Below are 15,667 nucleotides of genomic sequence, written 5' to 3'. Positions count from 1 at the left end.
GGTATGCTATCGGCCCGGTGCGCGCCCGAAGGGACAAGAAAGCGTACCGGCATTCCGTCCGATTCCTGTCCTAACGCACGCCAGTACGCCATGAACGCCCGAACGCTCTCGCTCGATCACCTCGTAGTCGCCGCCCGCACGCTCGATGAGGGCGCGCAATTCGTCGCCGATACCCTCGGCGCCGAACTGGCCGCAGGCGGCACGCACCCGCTGATGCGCACGCACAACCGGCTCCTCAACCTGTGGGGCGGCGCCTATCTCGAAGTGATCGCGGTCGATCCGGCCGCCGAAGCCGCGGCAGCGGCCGCTGCGGCACCGACAGGCGGCGCTGCCGCCGGGCGGCGCGCGCGGCTCTTCGCGCTCGACGATCCTGCGACCCACGCGCGGCTCGAGCGCGGCCCGTACCTCGCACATTGGGTGGTGCGCGTCGAGCGGCCGAAGCACCTCGCGCGCTGGCAGGCGCAGTACCCCGAGCGGATTCCGCCTATCGTGCCGATGACGCGCGGCGATTTCGCCTGGAGCCTGTCGGTGCCCGAAGACGGCGCGTTCCCGAGTTGGCAAGGCGCGGGCGACGGCATTGTGCCGACGCTGATCCAGTGGGCTACGCCGCTGCATCCATCGGCGCGGCTGCCGGAAACCGGGCTCAGGCTCAAGTCGCTCACGGGCTGGCACCCGCGCGTGGACGACGTGCAAGCCCAGCTCGAGTGGCTCGGCGTGTCGGACTTGATCCGGCTGGAAACCACGGAAGGCGAGCCCGCGCTCGCCGCTGAATTCGAAATCGGCTTGGCCGGCGAGACCCGCACGCTCAAATAGGCGGTATCAGCGCAACACCGTCTTTGGGCGCCGGGTTCGCAGTTATAACAAGCCATCGCAATCGCGCAGCCGGACTACACGTCGGCCGCGCCCAACATGGAGAGTCTTACCGCAATGAACCCGCGCGAATCCCAAGGCATGCTGCTCGGCCTGATCGGCGTGATGATCTTCAGCCTGACGCTGCCGATGACCCGCATCGTCGTGCACGAATGGAGCCCGCTTCTGAACGGCCTCGGCCGCGCGCTCGCCGCCTCGGTGCCCGCTGCCCTGCTCCTCGCGTACCGGCGCGAAGCCTGGCCGACCTGGGCTCAGGTCAAGAGCCTCGTCGTGGTCGCGCTCGGCGTCATCATCGCGTTTCCGGTGTTCTCCGCGTGGGCGATGAAAAGCGTGCCCGCCTCGCACGGCGCAGTCGTCAACGGTTTGCAGCCGCTGTTCGTGGCCCTTTACGCGGCCTGGCTGTCGCATGAGCGGCCGTCGAAGGGGTTCTGGGCCGCCGCCGTGGTCGGCAGCGCGCTCGTCGTCGCGTATGCGCTGCAGCAGGGCGGCGGCTCGCCGCAGGCGGGCGACGCACTGATGCTCGTCGCGGTCGGCATCGGCGCACTCGGCTACGCCGAAGGCGCGCGGCTCGCCAAGCAAATCGGCGGCTGGCAGGTGATCTGCTGGGCGCTCGTGGTCTCCGCCCCGTTCCTCGTGCTGCCGGTCGGCTGGCTTGCCTGGGAGCAGCACGTGCAGCATCCCGGCCCGGCGTCGCTCTCGACCTGGCTCGCGTTCGGCTACGTGACGATCTTTTCGCAATTCATCGGTTTCTTCGCCTGGTACGCCGGGCTCGCGATGGGCGGCACGGCGCGCGTCGGCCAGGTTCAGCTGCTGCAGATCTTCTTCACAATGGCGTTCTCGGCGCTGTTCTTCGGCGAGACCGTCGCGCCCTCCACGTGGCTGTTCGCCGCCGCCGTGATCGGCACCGTCGTGATCGGCCGCAAAGCCGCTGTGCATACCGCGCCGCAGCCGGCCCGCGCGATGTAAGCGACGCCCGCACGCACGATTTGTGGATAGACAATCCATTTCTCAGGCGATAATTCCGCTTCTCAGCCCCGCCCCAACCTAGAAACTCCGGAGACTTCATGGACCAAAGCGACCTGCCACAGAACAACTGGCAACTTTCCGAACGCGCACGCAAGCTCACGAGCTCGGCGATCCGCGAGATTCTGAAGGTCACCGAGCGGCCTGAAGTCATTTCCTTCGCGGGCGGCCTGCCGTCGCCCGTCACCTTTCCCGCCGAGCACATGCGCGAAGCGTCGGACCGCATCCTGCGCGATGCTCCCGCCGCCGCGCTGCAGTACAGCGCGACCGAAGGCTATCTGCCGTTGCGCGAATGGGTTGCCCAGCGCTACTCGGTCAACGGCGCGACGATCCGCACCTCGCAAGTGCTGATCACGACCGGCTCGCAGCAGGCGCTCGATCTGCTCGGCAAGGTGCTGATCGACCCGGCGAGCCCGGTGCTCGTCGAAACGCCGACCTACCTCGGTGCGCTGCAATCGTTTTCGATGTACGAGCCGCGCTACGTGCAGGTGCCGACCGACGAGCAGGGCCTGATCCCCTCGGGCCTGACGCCCGCGCTGACCGCCGGCGCGCGCCTCCTGTACTCGCAGCCGAACTTCCAGAACCCGACGGGCCGACGTCTGCCGATCGAGCGCCGCCGCGCGCTCGCCGAGTTCGCCAAGACGAGTGCGTTCCCGGTCATCGAAGACGACCCCTACGGCGCACTCGACTACGCGGGCGACCCGCTGCCGACGCTGCTGTCGATGGCGCCGGACCACATCGTCCACCTCGGCTCGTTCTCGAAGGTGCTCGCGCCGGGTCTGCGCGTGGGCTACATCATCGCGCCCGAGGAACTACACTTCAAACTCGTGCAGGCCAAGCAGGCCACCGACCTCCACACCCCGAGCTTCACGCAGCGCGTCGTGCACGAAGTCGTCAAGGACGGTTTTCTCGACACGCACGTACCGACCATCCGCGCGCTCTACCGCGACCAGTGCCAAGCGATGCTGGCGGCGCTCGAGCGCTACATGCCGGAAGGCGTGAGCTGGAACCGGCCCGAAGGCGGGATGTTCATCTGGGTCGATCTGCCGGCCGGCATCGACAGCATGAAGCTGCTCGAAGCCGCGGTCGCGCAGAACGTCGCGTTCGTGCCGGGCGGACCGTTCTTCGCGAACGAGGCGCAGAGCAATACGCTGCGCCTGTCGTTCGTGACCGTGCCGCCCGCCAAGATCGACGAAGGCGTGGCCCGCCTTGCCGCACTGATTCGCGAGCGTATTTAAGCGGCGGCGAACGGAGGCGCAAGCACCACCGTCTCCGTTCATCGCGCTGCCACGCACGCATCCAATCTTCTTTCCACCCTCACCGACCAAAGGACAAGTCATGGCTCAAGCCAACGTGTATGACAAGCTGAAGGAACTCGGCATCGAACTGCCCGTAGCGGGCGCACCGGCCGCCGCCTACGTGATGAGCGCGCAAAGCGGCAACACGGTCTATCTGTCGGGCCACATCGCGAAGAAGGACGGCAAGGTGTGGGTCGGCAAGCTCGGCGCGACGATGCAGACCGAGGAAGGCAAACAGGCCGCGCGCGCGATCGCGATCGACCTGCTCGCGACGCTGCACGCGCACGTCGGCGACTTGAACCGCGTCAAGCGCATCGTGAAGGTGATGAGCCTCGTGAACTCGACGCTCGAATTCACCGAACAGCACGTCGTGACCAACGGCGCGTCCGAGCTGATAGCAGAAGTGTTCGGCGACGCGGGCAAGCACGCGCGCTCGGCCTTCGGCGTCGCGCAGATTCCGCTGGGCGCGTGCGTCGAGATCGAACTGATCGCCGAAGTCGCTTGATTCACCTGCTCTTCGTCCACTAGCCAGACCTTCGCCATGAGCGCACGCCAAGTCCGTTTCCAGCAAGTCGACGTGTTCACCTCGGTGCCGTTCAAGGGCAATCCGCTCGCTGTCGTCTTCGATGCCGACGATCTCGGCGCCGACGAGATGCAAGCGATCGCCCGCTGGACGAACCTGTCGGAGACCTCGTTCTTGTGCCGGCCGACCGATCCGGCCGCGGACTATCGCGTGCGCATTTTCACGCCGAGCCTGGAGTTGCCGTTCGCGGGACATCCGACGCTCGGCACCGCGCACGCGCTGATCGCGAGCGGCTATCGCCCGCGGCAGGCCGGGCGGCTCGTGCAGCAATGCGGCGTCGGGCTGGTCGAACTGAAGGCACTGGAAGCGCAAGGCGAAAGCGGCAACCGCGGCTGGGCGTTCGCGGCGCCGCCGGCCCGGGTCGTGCCGCTGGCCGAATCCGCGCACGCAGCCCTGGCTGCGGCGCTCAAGTCCGATGCAATCGATTTCAGCGCCACGCCATGCGCGGTGGACAACGGCGTGCCGTGGCTCGTGGTGCGCATGCGCTCGGCCGAGGCGTGTCTCGCGCTCGGTCCGGACTGGGACGCGCTGACCGCCGTCGTCCACGCAGCCGGCATGCATGGACTCGCCGTCTACGGCCCTTACGCGGCGGGCGGTCCGGCGGCTTTCGAAGTCCGCTGCCTGATGCTCGGCGGCAGCATGGCGGTTGACGAAGACCCGGTCACCGGCAGCGCGAACGCGGCGATCGCCGGATTGATGAAGAGCCAGAACCTGCGCCCGGGCGCCCACTACATCGCGCGTCAGGGCACCGCGCTGCAACGCGATGGGCGCGTGCACGTCGACTATGACGACGCCGCCGGCCGCATCTGGATCGGCGGCGATTCCGTCACGATCGTCGACGGCACGTTTTTGCTCGGCTGACGGCGCACGCCGCTCCGGCATCAGAAAAAACCGCGTGAGCCGCAGGGACAACCCGGGGGGTATACGAAAGAAATAGGCAGCGCGCACCTTAATGGGTCATCACGCGTAATTACGGATTGCATTCCGCACAGGGCTAAAGCACCTTAGACCGACAATTCAAATGACGTTGCGAGAATCCGTTGTCGTCCTATTCTTTCAAGCTATGCAAGGACTTGCGTCCGGCAGCCAGGCCAGCACGACCGCCCGGCCGGATTTCATGCCAACAAAAACAAACGTTTACCCGATAAACGGACGCTATCTAATTTTTTAGTCATTCAGTAAGATCAGAATAATCACGTTTCGCAGACGAATAGCGCCGGCGAAACGTATTACTTTTTGACTCTGCGCGGCAGTCTTGGTAACGATGCTAATCATGCAGTCCAACACGAACCTGGCGCAGTCGACGAATACCGGCCAGACGTCCCTGTTTCCCTGGACTCGGTCGGCTCGATGAATTTCGCCCGGCACCATTCCGCGCGCGACACACATTTGAAGCGCAACGCCAGCAGCTCGAATCCTCGCGCGCTGCTCGCCATTCCGTTCCTCGGCATCCTGGTGCTGGTTCTGCTGTGGACGGTGATCTTCGCGCGGCTGTCGGTCGAGAAAGAGTCGACTTACCGCGAAGCGATGGCATCGGCCGCGATCCTGTCGGCGGCGCTCGAGCAACACACGATCAAGGCCATTCATCAGGTCGACCAGATCACCCGCTTCGTCAAATACGAGTTCGAGAAGAACCCGAACCGCTTCGACCTCGCGACCACGGTCCGCAAAGGCGTCGTGCAGAGCGACACGCTCGTGCAAGTCTCGCTGATCGACGAGCACGGCACGCTCGTCGCCAATACCGCCGAAGAAAATCCCAAGCGCATCGACCTGTCGGACCGCGAACACTTCAAGGTCCACGAGCACGAGAACGACGACAGTCTCTACATCAGCAAGCCGGTGCTCGGCCGCGTGTCGGGACAATGGACGCTGCAGATGACGCGGCGGCTCAATCACCCCGACGGCTCGTTCGCGGGCGTCGTGGTCGTGTCGGAAGACCCGAACTACTTCACGAGCGACTTCTATAACAACGCGGCGATCGGCAAGTTCGGCGTGATCGCGGTGATCTCGGACAACGGCGCGGTGCTCGCGCGCCACACGGGCAGCGCGAAGGACGTGCCGGGCACGTTCTCGGCGACGGGCGCCTATCCGGTGTCCGAGCACGTGTCGGGCACCTACGTCGATCCGATCGACCGCATCACGCGCATCGTGTCCTACCGGCATATCGACGGCTATCCGATGGGCGTGCTGGTCGGCCTGTCGCAAACCGAGGAGTTCGCCGACTACAACCACACGCGCAACGTCTATTTGCTGATGGCGGGCTTCATCTCGCTCGCGATGCTCGGCTTCTTCGCGGTCGCGACCGGATTGATCGGCAAGCTGCTCGGGCGCGAGCGCGAGATGACGCATCTCGTCGAGTACGACTTGCTGACCGGTCTGCGCAACCGCTACGCCACGCTGCAGTCGCTGCGCCACGACGTGAGCCAGGCCGCAAACGTTGGCCGTCTCGCGCTGCTCTTCATCGATCTCGACAACTTCAAGACGGTCAACGACACGCTCGGCCACAACGCCGGCGACATCGTGCTGCAGATGACCGCGGCACGCTTGTCCGACGCGGTCACCGATGCGGGCACGCTCTCGCGCATCGGCGGCGACGAGTTCGTCGTCGTGCTGAAGGGCGCCGATGTCGAACGGCACGCGGTGGACCTCGCCGAGAAGGTGCGCGGCTCGTTCGAGCGTCCGTTCGACGTGCGCGGTTCGTCGTTCGTGCTCCACGCCAGCATCGGCATCGCGCTCTACTCGGTCGCAAACGAAAGCGAAATCGATCTGTTGAAGAAAGCAGACCTCGCGATGTACAGCGCGAAGGACGCCGGCAAGAACTGCTACCAGTTCTACTCGCCCCATCTGTCGCATCGCGCCGACCACCTCATGAAGTGGGAGCAGCAGCTGCGCGTCGCGCTCGCCGAAAACCAGCTCTTCCTGGTCTATCAGCCGATGGTCGATCTCTCGCGCCGCTGCATCACCGGCTTCGAGGCGCTCGCGCGCTGGAACCATCCGCAGCACGGCGTCATCGCGGCGAACGAGTTCATCCCGATCGCCGAATCGACCGGCCTGATCGTGCCGATCGGCGACTTCGTGGTGCGCACCGCGTGCCAGCAGCTCGCCCGCTGGCAAAACGACGGGTACGACTCGCTGTCGCTGTCGGTGAACATCTCGGCGGTGCAGTTCTGGCGCGGCGACCTCTACGAGACGGTATCGCACGCGATCGAGGAAACCGGCATCCCCGCGCACCGGCTCGAGCTCGAGATCACCGAGACGGCGATGATGGAATATCCCGAGCTCGTGTCGGAGAAGATCATTGCCTTGAAGCGCCTCGGCGTGCGCGTCGCGCTCGACGATTTCGGCACGGGCTATTCGTCGCTTTCGTATCTGAACCGCTTCTCGGTCGATACGCTCAAGGTCGACCGCTCGTTCGTGCAGGCGATTCCGGGCGATCGCAGCGTGTGCGTGATGGTGTCGGCGATCGTGAACCTCGCCCGCTCGCTCGGGCTCAAGGTCGTGGTCGAGGGCACCGAGACCGAAGAGCAGATTGCGTGGCTCTCGGCGCTCGGACGCATCGAAGCGCAAGGGTTCCTGTTCTCGCGGCCGGTGCCCGCCGACGGCATCCCGGCACTGCTCGAGCGCTTCGGCGTATGCAATGCGCGTGAAGTCCACGGCGCACAGGCCCACGGCCAGAGCCGGGGCCAGACGAGTACCAGCGGACTGTCCGCGTAGGGCCCGGGATGACGGATTGGCGCGCGCTGCCCCGCCATGCCGGCTCGGCCCTTGCGTCGAGCGTCTTCACCCGTTCGAAGGCCGATAGCGGCGCCACGCCGCCGGCCGGCCCCGAACGCTCCCGCTCGCACGACACGCTCGAACCGCGCAAGCCCGAGTCGCTCTGGACGCTCTTCTGGGTCGTGTTCGGCTTGTCGTCGCTGTCGTGGGGCGGCCTCGCGCTGATGGCGCAGCTCGAACACCACTACGTCGAACGCGAGCAGCGCTTCACGCGGCTCGCGTTCTCCGATTGGATGGCGCTCGCGTGGATGGTGCCGGGGCCAGTCGGCTGCAACGTCGCCGTGCAGGTCGGCCATGCGCTGCGCGGACGCGCGGGCGCCTGGGTGTCGGGCGCGGCGAGCGTGCTGCCCTTCTTCGCGATGATGACGGCGTTCGCGAGCTTCTATCAGACGCAACTCGTGCGCGCGATGGCCTCGCAGATGCTGCTCAACCATTTCAGCGTGGTGCTGGCGTCGCTGATCGGCGTGACCTGGCTCAAGCAGACGCGCACGATCGTGCGCGGGCGGCTCGGCTGGACCGTGGCGGCGCTCGCCTGCATCGCGCTCATCTTCGCGCACAGCGCGGCCACCTATGTCGTCTTGCTCACGAGCGCGTTCGCGGCCGGCTGGTTCGCGAGCCCGTCGCGCGAAGGACGGCTCGAAATCAAGCTGCGCCGGGGCGATTGGCAGCTGCTCGGCGCGCTCATCCTGCTCATCCTGCTGTTCGCCATGCCGCTGCCGCATCGCTTCGAGAACGCCTTCCTCTGGCCGCGTCTCGCGGGCGCCGGCATGACGCTGTTCGGCGGCGGCTTCGCGGCGCTGCCCGTGCTGAAGACCCTGTTCGTGACGCCGGCAGTCGGCGTCACGAACAGCGATTTCACGCTGGCCTTCGCGCTCTCGCCGGTCTCGCCCGGACCGCTTCTGAACGTCGTGCCGTTTCTCGGCTATCTGACCGACGGCTGGCTCGGCGCCGTCGCAGCGACGCTCGCGCTCTTCGTGCCGTCCGGTTGCTTGATCGTGCTCGCTAAGCGGCATTTGATGCAGCTCGAAACGTACCCGCGCTTCGAGCACGGCATGCGCGCGCTGCGCGCGGCGACGACTGCATTTTTGGTGGCGGCCGTCGTGCGCATTGGCGTGCACGTGCCGCTCGAGCCGGGTTATCTGGCGACGGCCGCGTTCGCCTGCCTTTGCTTCGGCAAGCTCAAGGTGCCCGTGTATGCGGTGTATGCGACGGTGGCCGTCGGCTGCGGGATCTGGATCGTGTTCGGGCACGTGTAGCGCCTCGGCCGATGCTAACCAAGCAGCGAATCCCAGCACCTAATCCAAGTCCGGCTGCCCGCATCAAACCAAGCCGGACAACCCCATTCCCGCCCCCGCCGCGATCAGCCAGAGCGGATTCCATCGGGTCTTGAGGCCGACCGCGATCGTGACGAGCGTCAGCAGAATCCCGCCGACCGAACGATCGGCGCCCTGCGCGACGATCGCGCCCGTGGAGAGCAGAAGCCCGATCGTGAGCGGCGCGAGCGCGCGGCGGATGACCGTCATCCAGCGCGTGTCGCGATGCGCGGCGGTGTAGCGCTCGAACAGCAGCGCAACGACTGACGACGGCCCGCACATCGCGAGCGTCGACACGAACGCGCCGGCCAAGCCCGCGACCTGCCAGCCGAACAGCGCGACGAACAGCACGTTCGGCCCCGGCGACGCCTGCGAGATCGCGAACAGCGCGGCGAAGGTCGAATCGCTGATCCAGTGGCTGTCCTGCACGAGAAAGCGGTGCATCTCGGGGATCACGGCGGTCGCGCCGCCGAACGCGATCGCCGAGACGAGCGCGAAGCGCCAGGCGAGTTCGAAGAGGATCATCGCTGCGCCCTCCACTCGGTGAAGAGCGCTGTCGGAATCAGGGCGAGCAGCGTCCAGCCGAGCGGGAAATGAAAGACCCCGACCGCCAGCAGCGCGAGCACCCCGAACACGAAGCCACGCACCGTGCGTGGCTGGCTTTGCGCGAGCTTGATGCCCGTCATCAGCACGAGTCCGGCCGCGACCGCGCTCATGCCGCGCAGCGCGCCCTGCACCGAAGCGAGACCGCCGAAGCGGTGATACAGCACGCCCAACACGAGCACGATGACGAACGGCGCCCCCATGAGGCCCATCGCCGCCGCCGCCGACCCGCGCCAGCCGCAATACCGGTAGCCGACGATCACGGCAATGTTGCAGATGTTCGGCCCCGGCAGGATCTGACCGATGGCGAGCAGTTCGGCGAACTCGCGGTCGTCGATCCATTTGCGGCGATCGACGAGAATCCGCCGCGCCCAAGGCATCACGCCGCCGAAGCCGTACAGGCCCATTTCGGCGAAGGTCAGGAATAGTTCGGAGGGCGTAAGACGTAGCGCATGCGCCGGCGCGCCTTGCGACAAGGAAGAGTCAGGCTTGGGGGGATCAAGGGAGGCCATGGTGCGCTAAGCGACGGGACGCGACGAGTATCGCATTCGCGGCTTGCAAATCACTTAATGCGCGTTTCGATCCCGCGTGAGACGGCGATCAGAGCAAACGCGGTCGACAGCTATCGAACCCGGCGAAAAACGCTCGCGAATTCGCCTCCAGACTCTCAAGGTGATAACCGCCCTCCTGCACGATGACCGTCGGCAGCGCCAAACCGCCGAGCGCCGCGCCGAGCCGCCCGAACCCCTCCGTCGTCACCGCAACCTGAGATTGCGGATCCTCCTTGTAGATATCGAAGCCGAGCGCGACCACAAGCGCGTCCGCCTGATACCGGCTCACGATCCCCAGCGCCTCCGTCAGCCGCTCGAAGAACACCGATTCGTCCGAGCCGTGCGGCATCGGCAAATTGACATTGCAGCCCTCGCCGGCTGCCCTTCCCCACTCGTCCTCGAAACCCGCGACGACCGGATAGAAGTTCGTCGGATCCGCATGAATCGACACGTAAAGCACGTCGTCGCGATCGTAAAAGATTTCTTGGATGCCCTGACCGTGGTGCATGTCGGTGTCGAGGATGGCGACGCGCAGGTAGCGGCTTCTGAGCGCTTGTGCGGCAATCGCCGAGTTGTTCAGGTAGCAAAAGCCGCCTGCGGCATCGACGCGCGCGTGGTGCCCCGACGGACGGCACAGCGCGTACGCTTCGCGCGCGCCGTCGCTCACTGCCGCTGCCGCGGCAAGCGCGCTCTGCGCCGACCAGTACGCCGAGCGCCACGTGTTCGCGCCCACCGGGCAACTGCCGTCCGCGAGATAGCAGGCCGCCTGTGCCAGCACGCCGCGCAGCGGGTTGGGGTCGCGCACGTAGATGTTCGACACCACCTCGTCGCCCCAATCGTCGGGCATCGTCTTCCACTTGCGATGCGCCTCTTCGAGAAAGTCCAGATAGCGCATGTCGTGGACCGCGGCGATTCCGGCAATTCCGCGATCTTTCGGTTCGCGCACGTCGAAGCCGAGCGAGCGCGCGGCCGCGACGAGCCGTGTCGCGCGTTCAGGAACATCTTGCGGCGCGCGCATCTGTCCACGTGAAAAATACGAGCGCGGATGGTGAAGCATTTGTTCGGGATGAAAGTAGGTGAGCATCGATCGATTCCTGTTTCTGCTTGGGGCAAGCGCGATTCAATTCGCGGCGCCGACCGCCTCGGCCGCCTCGTCCATCGCGGCCTGCTTCTGCCGGCGCGCATCGAGCGCGCCGATACACGCGAACGACACGGCGGCCAGGCACGTGTAGAACACCGCGAGCGCCCACCATTGCCCCGCGTAGCGATGCGCGAGCCAGGTGCCCACGAGCGGCGTCAGCCCGCCCGCGATCGCGCCGCACACCTGGTACGACAGCGAAATCGCGGAGTAGCGGATGCGCGCCGGAAACACGCCGGAGACGAACCCCGCGATCACCGAGTAGAAGCTCGCGGCGCACGCGATCGCGAGCGCAATGCCCGCGACGATCGCAACGGGCTGGCCTTGCGTGACGAGCAGGAACATCGGATACGGCGAGATCATCGCGGCAAGCGCGGCGCACTTCAGGAAGCGCGCGCTGCCGATCCGCTCGGCGGCCCAGGCCGCAAGCGGCTGCGCGAAGAACTGGATGATCGCCACGGCAAACAGGCAATCGAGAATCATCGACTTGGTGATGCCGACATACTGCGTCGTGTACGCGATCATGAACGTGTTGGTGAAGTACACACTGGCAATGCCGATCGTGTTCGCCCCGATGGCGAACAACACGAGACCGCGCGCCGAGCGCATCACATCGGCGATCGGCAGCGTGGCGGTCTGTTGTGCGCGCTTCAGTTGCGCAAACTCCGGCGACTCGTTCACGCCGAGCCGGATCACGATACCGACGATCAACAGCACCGCGCTCATGAGAAACGGCAGCCGCCAGCCCCACGAGAGGAACGCGGCGTGATCCATCGATGTCACCGCGCGAAACGCCACGAGCGACAGAATCAGCCCGGCGGGACTGCCCAATTGCGCAAACGACGCGAAGAACGTGCGGCGCCCTTGCGGCGCATGTTCGCCCGCCATCAGCACCGCGCCGCCCCACTCGCCGCCGACCGCAATGCCCTGCACCACGCGCAGCAGCACGAGCAGCACTGGCGCGAGCACGCCGACCGACGCATAGTCGGGCAGCAAGCCGATACAGACGGTGGCGGCGCCCATCATCATCAGCGTCGTCATCAGCGCTTTCTTGCGGCCGATCTTGTCGCCGAAGTGCCCGAACACGAGGCCGCCGAACGGGCGCGCAAAGAAGCCGACCGCGAACGTACCGAACGAGGCCATCGTGCTCAAGAACGGATCATGCGACGGGAAATACAGCTCGCCGAAAACCAGGGCCGCCGCGGTCGCGTAGATATAGAAGTCGTACCACTCGATCATCGTGCCGATGAAGGCGGCGGTGGCGGCGCGAACCGGTTGGCGCGACGGCGTTGCGGATTGATTCATGTCGTCTCCTCTCTTTCGCGCGCCTTGGCTGGCGCGGCACCTGTTTATCGCCAGCCAGAAATCATTAGTCAAATTTTGATATATTATTTCCAATATAAATTCAGCTAATAATTACGGGCAAGATGACCGATCCGACTCGCCTGCGCCACGACTCCGCCGCCCGTTTCCTAAACGATCGCCTCGATTGGAATCTGCTGCGCACTTACCTCGTGATCATGCAGGAGCGCAATCTGAGCCGCGCCGCTGCGCGCCTCTACGTCACGCAGCCGGCGGTGAGCCAGGCGCTCAAACGCCTCGAGGACGCGCTGGGCCGCAAGCTGATCCAACGACGCGGCCCGCATTTCGAACCGACGCAAGCGGGCATCGACGTCTACCGGATCGCGAGCGACATCTACGGCAATATGTCACGGCTCGAAACCGAGCTCGACGACAAGACCGAAGACATCACGGGCTCGCTGCGTCTCCTGAGCGTGAGCCGCATCGACTCGGCGGCTTACGACGAATTCCTCGCCGACTTCCATCGCGCCTATCCGCGCATCGAGATGCAGATCGAGGTGATGCGCGCCTCCGACATTATTTCGTCGCTCCTGCAAAAGACCGCGACGGCGGGACTGAGCCTGTGCCGCAGCCCGGTCGACAAGCTCGAGCAGCACTGCGTCCTGCGTCAGCGCTACGCGATCTTCTGCGGCCGGCATCATCGGCTCTTTGGCCAGACGCAGCTGACGATGGACGATCTGCTCGCAGAGAACTTCGTGTCGTTCACGAGCGATCAGATCGGCGACAGCCTCTCTCCGCTCACCGTGTTTCGCGACCAGCGCGGCTTTACCGGACGGATTGTCGCGTCGTCGCCGAGTCTCGACGAAGTGCGGCGGCTGATTTTTTCGGGCTTCGGAATTGGCTGCTTGCCGGACCACATCGTGCGCGACGATCTCGCACGCGGGCGGCTGTGGCGCTTGCCACCGGAGGAAGGGCTCGTCGATGTCGACGTGTATCTGCTCTGGCATCGCGAGCGCAAGATGAACGCAGCCGAGCAGACTTTTCTCGACAGCATGCTGCGCTGGATGCAGCGCACTTCGCTGGCCGAGCGGCTGGACGCCGAGAGCGCGCGGAGTTGATTTGCCGCGTTGGCATCTGAGTTGGCGCCAACGCAGCCTTGAATGACAAACAGGACACGCGCCCCGTTCCGAGCGTCGTGTCCTGCTTCTGACCGGCATGCGCTCACGCGCAGACACCGATAACGTCAGTCCTCGATGATGCGCACCGCGCCGCGCGCCGCGCTGGTCGTCGTCGCCGCATAGGCTTTCAGCGCCGTGGAGACCTTGCGCTCGCGCGCCACGGGCTTCCATGCCTTGGCGCCGCGCGCCTCCATCGCGGCCCGGCGCTGCTCCAGCTCCGCATCGCTGACAGCCAGATGGATCGAGCGCGTGGAGATGTCGATTTCGATGGTATCCCCGTCCTCGATCAAGCCGATGGCGCCGCCTTCCGCCGCCTCGGGCGACACGTGCCCGATCGACAGCCCGGAAGAGCCCCCCGAGAAGCGGCCATCGGTGATGAGCGCGCAATGCTTGCCGAGCCCCTTCGACTTCAGGTAGCTGGTCGGATACAGCATCTCCTGCATGCCGGGACCGCCGCGCGGCCCTTCGTAGCGCACGACGACCACGTCGCCCGCTTTGACCGAGCCGCCCAGAATGCCTTCGACCGCCGCGTCCTGGCTCTCGAACACGCGCGCCTTGCCGGAGAACTTCAGCATGCCGGCATCGACGCCCGCCGTCTTCACGATGCAACCGTCGCGCGCGATGTTGCCGAACAGCACCGCGAGCCCGCCGTCCTTCGAGAAGGCGTGCTCGGCGTCGCGAATGCATCCGGCCGCGCGGTCGGTGTCGAGCTCGTCGTAGCGGCTGTCCTGGCTGAACGCCTCCTGCGTGCGGATGCCCCCGGGCGCGGCGCGGTAGAAGCTCGCGACCGCCTCAGCCGGGTTGCGCATCACGTCCCAGCGCTCGAGCGCCGCGCCCATGCTCGGCGCATGCACCGTCGGCAGTTCGGTGTGGATGAGGCCGGCGCGCGCCAGCTCGCCCAGAATGCCCATCACGCCGCCCGCGCGATGCACGTCTTCCATATGCACGTCCGGCACCGCCGGCGCCACCTTGCACAGCACCGGCACGCGCCGCGACAGCCGGTCGATGTCGTTCATCGTGAACGGCACTTCGCCTTCGTGCGCCGCGGCCAGCAAGTGCAGCACCGTGTTGGTCGAACCGCCCATGGCGATATCGAGCGTCATGGCGTTCTCGAACGCTTGGAAGCTCGCGATCGAACGCGGCAGGACGCTCGCGTCCTCTTGTTCGTAGTAGCGGCGCGCCAGCTCGACGATCGTCTTCCCGGCGTCCAGGAACAGGCGCTTGCGGTCGGCGTGCGTCGCGAGCGTGGAACCGTTGCCCGGCAGCGAAAGGCCGAGCGCTTCGGTCAGGCAGTTCATCGAGTTCGCCGTGAACATGCCCGAGCAGGAGCCGCAGGTCGGGCACGCGGAACGCTCGACCTGCTGCACTTCCTCGTCCGAGACGTTGTCGTCGGCCGCGACGATCATCGCGTCGATCAGATCGAACTTGCGGTTCTTGCCCTTGAACGTGACCTTGCCCGACTCCATCGGGCCACCCGACACGAACACGACCGGGATGTTCACCCGCAGCGCGGCCATCAGCATCCCCGGCGTGATCTTGTCGCAATTGGAGATGCAGACCATGGCGTCGGCGCAATGCGCGTTGACCATGTATTCGACGCTATCGGCGATCAGTTCGCGCGACGGCAGGCTGTAGAGCATGCCGTCGTGACCCATGGCGATGCCGTCGTCCACCGCGATCGTATTGAATTCCTTCGCGACGCCGCCCGCTTTCTCGATCTCGCGCGCCACCAACTGGCCGAGATCCTTGAGGTGGACGTGGCCGGGCACGAATTGCGTAAACGAGTTGACGACCGCGATGATCGGCTTGTTGAAATCGTCGTCGGTCATCCCGGTGGCCCGCCACAGGCTGCGGGCACCCGCCATGTTGCGGCCGTGGGTGGAAGTGCGTGAACGGTATGTGGGCATGTTTTATTCTCAGAACGCGCTGCGCGGAGCGAAGGCGGGAAGAATGCGGTTCGCCCGGCAATATGTCCAATATATTTTTCGAGCCCGATTAGGTCGAAAAATATATCAGCGGGAACGTGTCGATGTA

Annotated in this window: 13 protein-coding genes; 8 read left to right on the top strand and 5 right to left on the bottom strand. The window is 65.7% G+C overall.

Features of this window, described 5'->3' with window-relative positions:
• Window positions 1-90: 90 nt before the first annotated feature.
• The 7 genes from FAZ95_RS05415 (at window position 91) to FAZ95_RS05385 (ending at window position 8,804) form a co-directional block, all read left to right on the top strand.
• Window positions 91-813 (top strand): VOC family protein, encoded by a 723-nt coding sequence (locus tag FAZ95_RS05415; protein WP_137331515.1) that lies wholly within the window; start codon window positions 91-93, stop codon window positions 811-813.
• A 114-nt stretch (window positions 814-927) separates the two neighbouring features.
• A complete protein-coding gene (locus FAZ95_RS05410) occupies window positions 928-1,836 on the top strand; it encodes a DMT family transporter (protein WP_137331514.1) in 909 nt (302 codons plus the stop codon).
• Between the two features lie 98 nt (window positions 1,837-1,934).
• Window positions 1,935-3,131 carry an aminotransferase-like domain-containing protein gene (locus tag FAZ95_RS05405; RefSeq protein WP_137331513.1) on the top strand — a complete coding sequence of 399 codons (1,197 nt, stop codon included), beginning with the start codon at window positions 1,935-1,937 and terminating at the stop codon, window positions 3,129-3,131.
• A 100-nt stretch (window positions 3,132-3,231) separates the two neighbouring features.
• Window positions 3,232-3,696 (top strand): RidA family protein, encoded by a 465-nt coding sequence (locus tag FAZ95_RS05400; RefSeq protein WP_137331512.1) that lies wholly within the window; start codon window positions 3,232-3,234, stop codon window positions 3,694-3,696.
• A 36-nt stretch (window positions 3,697-3,732) separates the two neighbouring features.
• A complete protein-coding gene (locus FAZ95_RS05395; protein WP_137331511.1) occupies window positions 3,733-4,635 on the top strand; it encodes a PhzF family phenazine biosynthesis protein in 903 nt (300 codons plus the stop codon).
• 489 nt (window positions 4,636-5,124) lie between these two features.
• The gene (locus FAZ95_RS05390; protein WP_137331510.1) at window positions 5,125-7,488 is read left to right on the top strand and encodes a bifunctional diguanylate cyclase/phosphodiesterase; all 2,364 of its coding nucleotides are present in this window, start codon (window positions 5,125-5,127) and stop codon (window positions 7,486-7,488) included.
• A gap of 8 nt (window positions 7,489-7,496) precedes the next feature.
• Window positions 7,497-8,804 carry a chromate transporter gene (locus FAZ95_RS05385; protein WP_137331509.1) on the top strand — a complete coding sequence of 436 codons (1,308 nt, stop codon included), beginning with the start codon at window positions 7,497-7,499 and terminating at the stop codon, window positions 8,802-8,804.
• 63 nt (window positions 8,805-8,867) lie between these two features.
• Here the strand turns inward: FAZ95_RS05385 and FAZ95_RS05380 are convergent, their stop codons facing one another.
• The 4 genes from FAZ95_RS05380 to FAZ95_RS05365 all read right to left on the bottom strand — a co-directional run bounded on the left by FAZ95_RS05380 (window position 8,868) and on the right by FAZ95_RS05365 (window position 12,458).
• Entirely contained in the window at window positions 8,868-9,386 is a 519-nt protein-coding gene (locus FAZ95_RS05380) for a chromate transporter (protein ID WP_137331508.1), read from the bottom strand.
• Entirely contained in the window at window positions 9,383-9,976 is a 594-nt protein-coding gene (locus FAZ95_RS05375) for a chromate transporter (protein WP_137331507.1), read from the bottom strand. The genes FAZ95_RS05380 and FAZ95_RS05375 overlap by 4 nt, the downstream gene beginning before the upstream one ends.
• Window positions 9,977-10,064: 88 nt before the next feature.
• Window positions 10,065-11,099, bottom strand: coding sequence for a histone deacetylase family protein (locus FAZ95_RS05370; RefSeq protein ID WP_137331506.1), 1,035 nt, complete (start codon window positions 11,097-11,099; stop codon window positions 10,065-10,067).
• Between the two features lie 36 nt (window positions 11,100-11,135).
• Entirely contained in the window at window positions 11,136-12,458 is a 1,323-nt protein-coding gene (locus tag FAZ95_RS05365) for an MFS transporter (protein WP_137331505.1), read from the bottom strand.
• 122 nt (window positions 12,459-12,580) lie between these two features.
• Between FAZ95_RS05365 and FAZ95_RS05360 the strand changes: the two genes are divergently transcribed.
• The gene (locus FAZ95_RS05360) at window positions 12,581-13,573 is read left to right on the top strand and encodes a LysR family transcriptional regulator (protein ID WP_137331504.1); all 993 of its coding nucleotides are present in this window, start codon (window positions 12,581-12,583) and stop codon (window positions 13,571-13,573) included.
• A 125-nt stretch (window positions 13,574-13,698) separates the two neighbouring features.
• Here the strand turns inward: FAZ95_RS05360 and ilvD are convergent, their stop codons facing one another.
• Window positions 13,699-15,540: a dihydroxy-acid dehydratase gene (gene ilvD, locus FAZ95_RS05355; RefSeq protein ID WP_137331503.1), complete on the bottom strand. Its 1,842-nt coding sequence runs from the start codon at window positions 15,538-15,540 to the stop codon at window positions 13,699-13,701.
• Between the last annotated feature and the right edge of the window lie 127 nt (window positions 15,541-15,667).

This window comes from Trinickia violacea, assembly GCF_005280735.1.
In the GTDB taxonomy this organism is placed as follows: domain Bacteria; phylum Pseudomonadota; class Gammaproteobacteria; order Burkholderiales; family Burkholderiaceae; genus Trinickia_A; species Trinickia_A violacea.
Note: the sequence above shows the minus strand (reverse complement) of the source record. Positions and strands in the feature narration are given on the sequence as shown.

What these genes read in the sequence shown, in the direction of transcription:
- FAZ95_RS05415 (WP_137331515.1), top strand. Translation starts at nt 91, where the DNA reads ATGAACGCCCGAACGCTCTCGCTCGATCACCTCGTAGTCGCCGCCCGC.
- FAZ95_RS05410 (WP_137331514.1), top strand. Translation starts at nt 928, where the DNA reads ATGAACCCGCGCGAATCCCAAGGCATGCTGCTCGGCCTGATCGGCGTG.
- FAZ95_RS05405 (WP_137331513.1), top strand. Translation starts at nt 1,935, where the DNA reads ATGGACCAAAGCGACCTGCCACAGAACAACTGGCAACTTTCCGAACGC.
- FAZ95_RS05400 (WP_137331512.1), top strand. Translation starts at nt 3,232, where the DNA reads ATGGCTCAAGCCAACGTGTATGACAAGCTGAAGGAACTCGGCATCGAA.
- FAZ95_RS05395 (WP_137331511.1), top strand. Translation starts at nt 3,733, where the DNA reads ATGAGCGCACGCCAAGTCCGTTTCCAGCAAGTCGACGTGTTCACCTCG.
- FAZ95_RS05390 (WP_137331510.1), top strand. Translation starts at nt 5,125, where the DNA reads ATGAATTTCGCCCGGCACCATTCCGCGCGCGACACACATTTGAAGCGC.
- FAZ95_RS05385 (WP_137331509.1), top strand. Translation starts at nt 7,497, where the DNA reads ATGACGGATTGGCGCGCGCTGCCCCGCCATGCCGGCTCGGCCCTTGCG.
- FAZ95_RS05380 (WP_137331508.1), bottom strand. Translation starts at nt 9,386, where the DNA reads ATGATCCTCTTCGAACTCGCCTGGCGCTTCGCGCTCGTCTCGGCGATC.
- FAZ95_RS05375 (WP_137331507.1), bottom strand. Translation starts at nt 9,976, where the DNA reads ATGGCCTCCCTTGATCCCCCCAAGCCTGACTCTTCCTTGTCGCAAGGC.
- FAZ95_RS05370 (WP_137331506.1), bottom strand. Translation starts at nt 11,099, where the DNA reads ATGCTCACCTACTTTCATCCCGAACAAATGCTTCACCATCCGCGCTCG.
- FAZ95_RS05365 (WP_137331505.1), bottom strand. Translation starts at nt 12,458, where the DNA reads ATGAATCAATCCGCAACGCCGTCGCGCCAACCGGTTCGCGCCGCCACC.
- FAZ95_RS05360 (WP_137331504.1), top strand. Translation starts at nt 12,581, where the DNA reads ATGACCGATCCGACTCGCCTGCGCCACGACTCCGCCGCCCGTTTCCTA.
- ilvD (WP_137331503.1), bottom strand. Translation starts at nt 15,540, where the DNA reads ATGCCCACATACCGTTCACGCACTTCCACCCACGGCCGCAACATGGCG.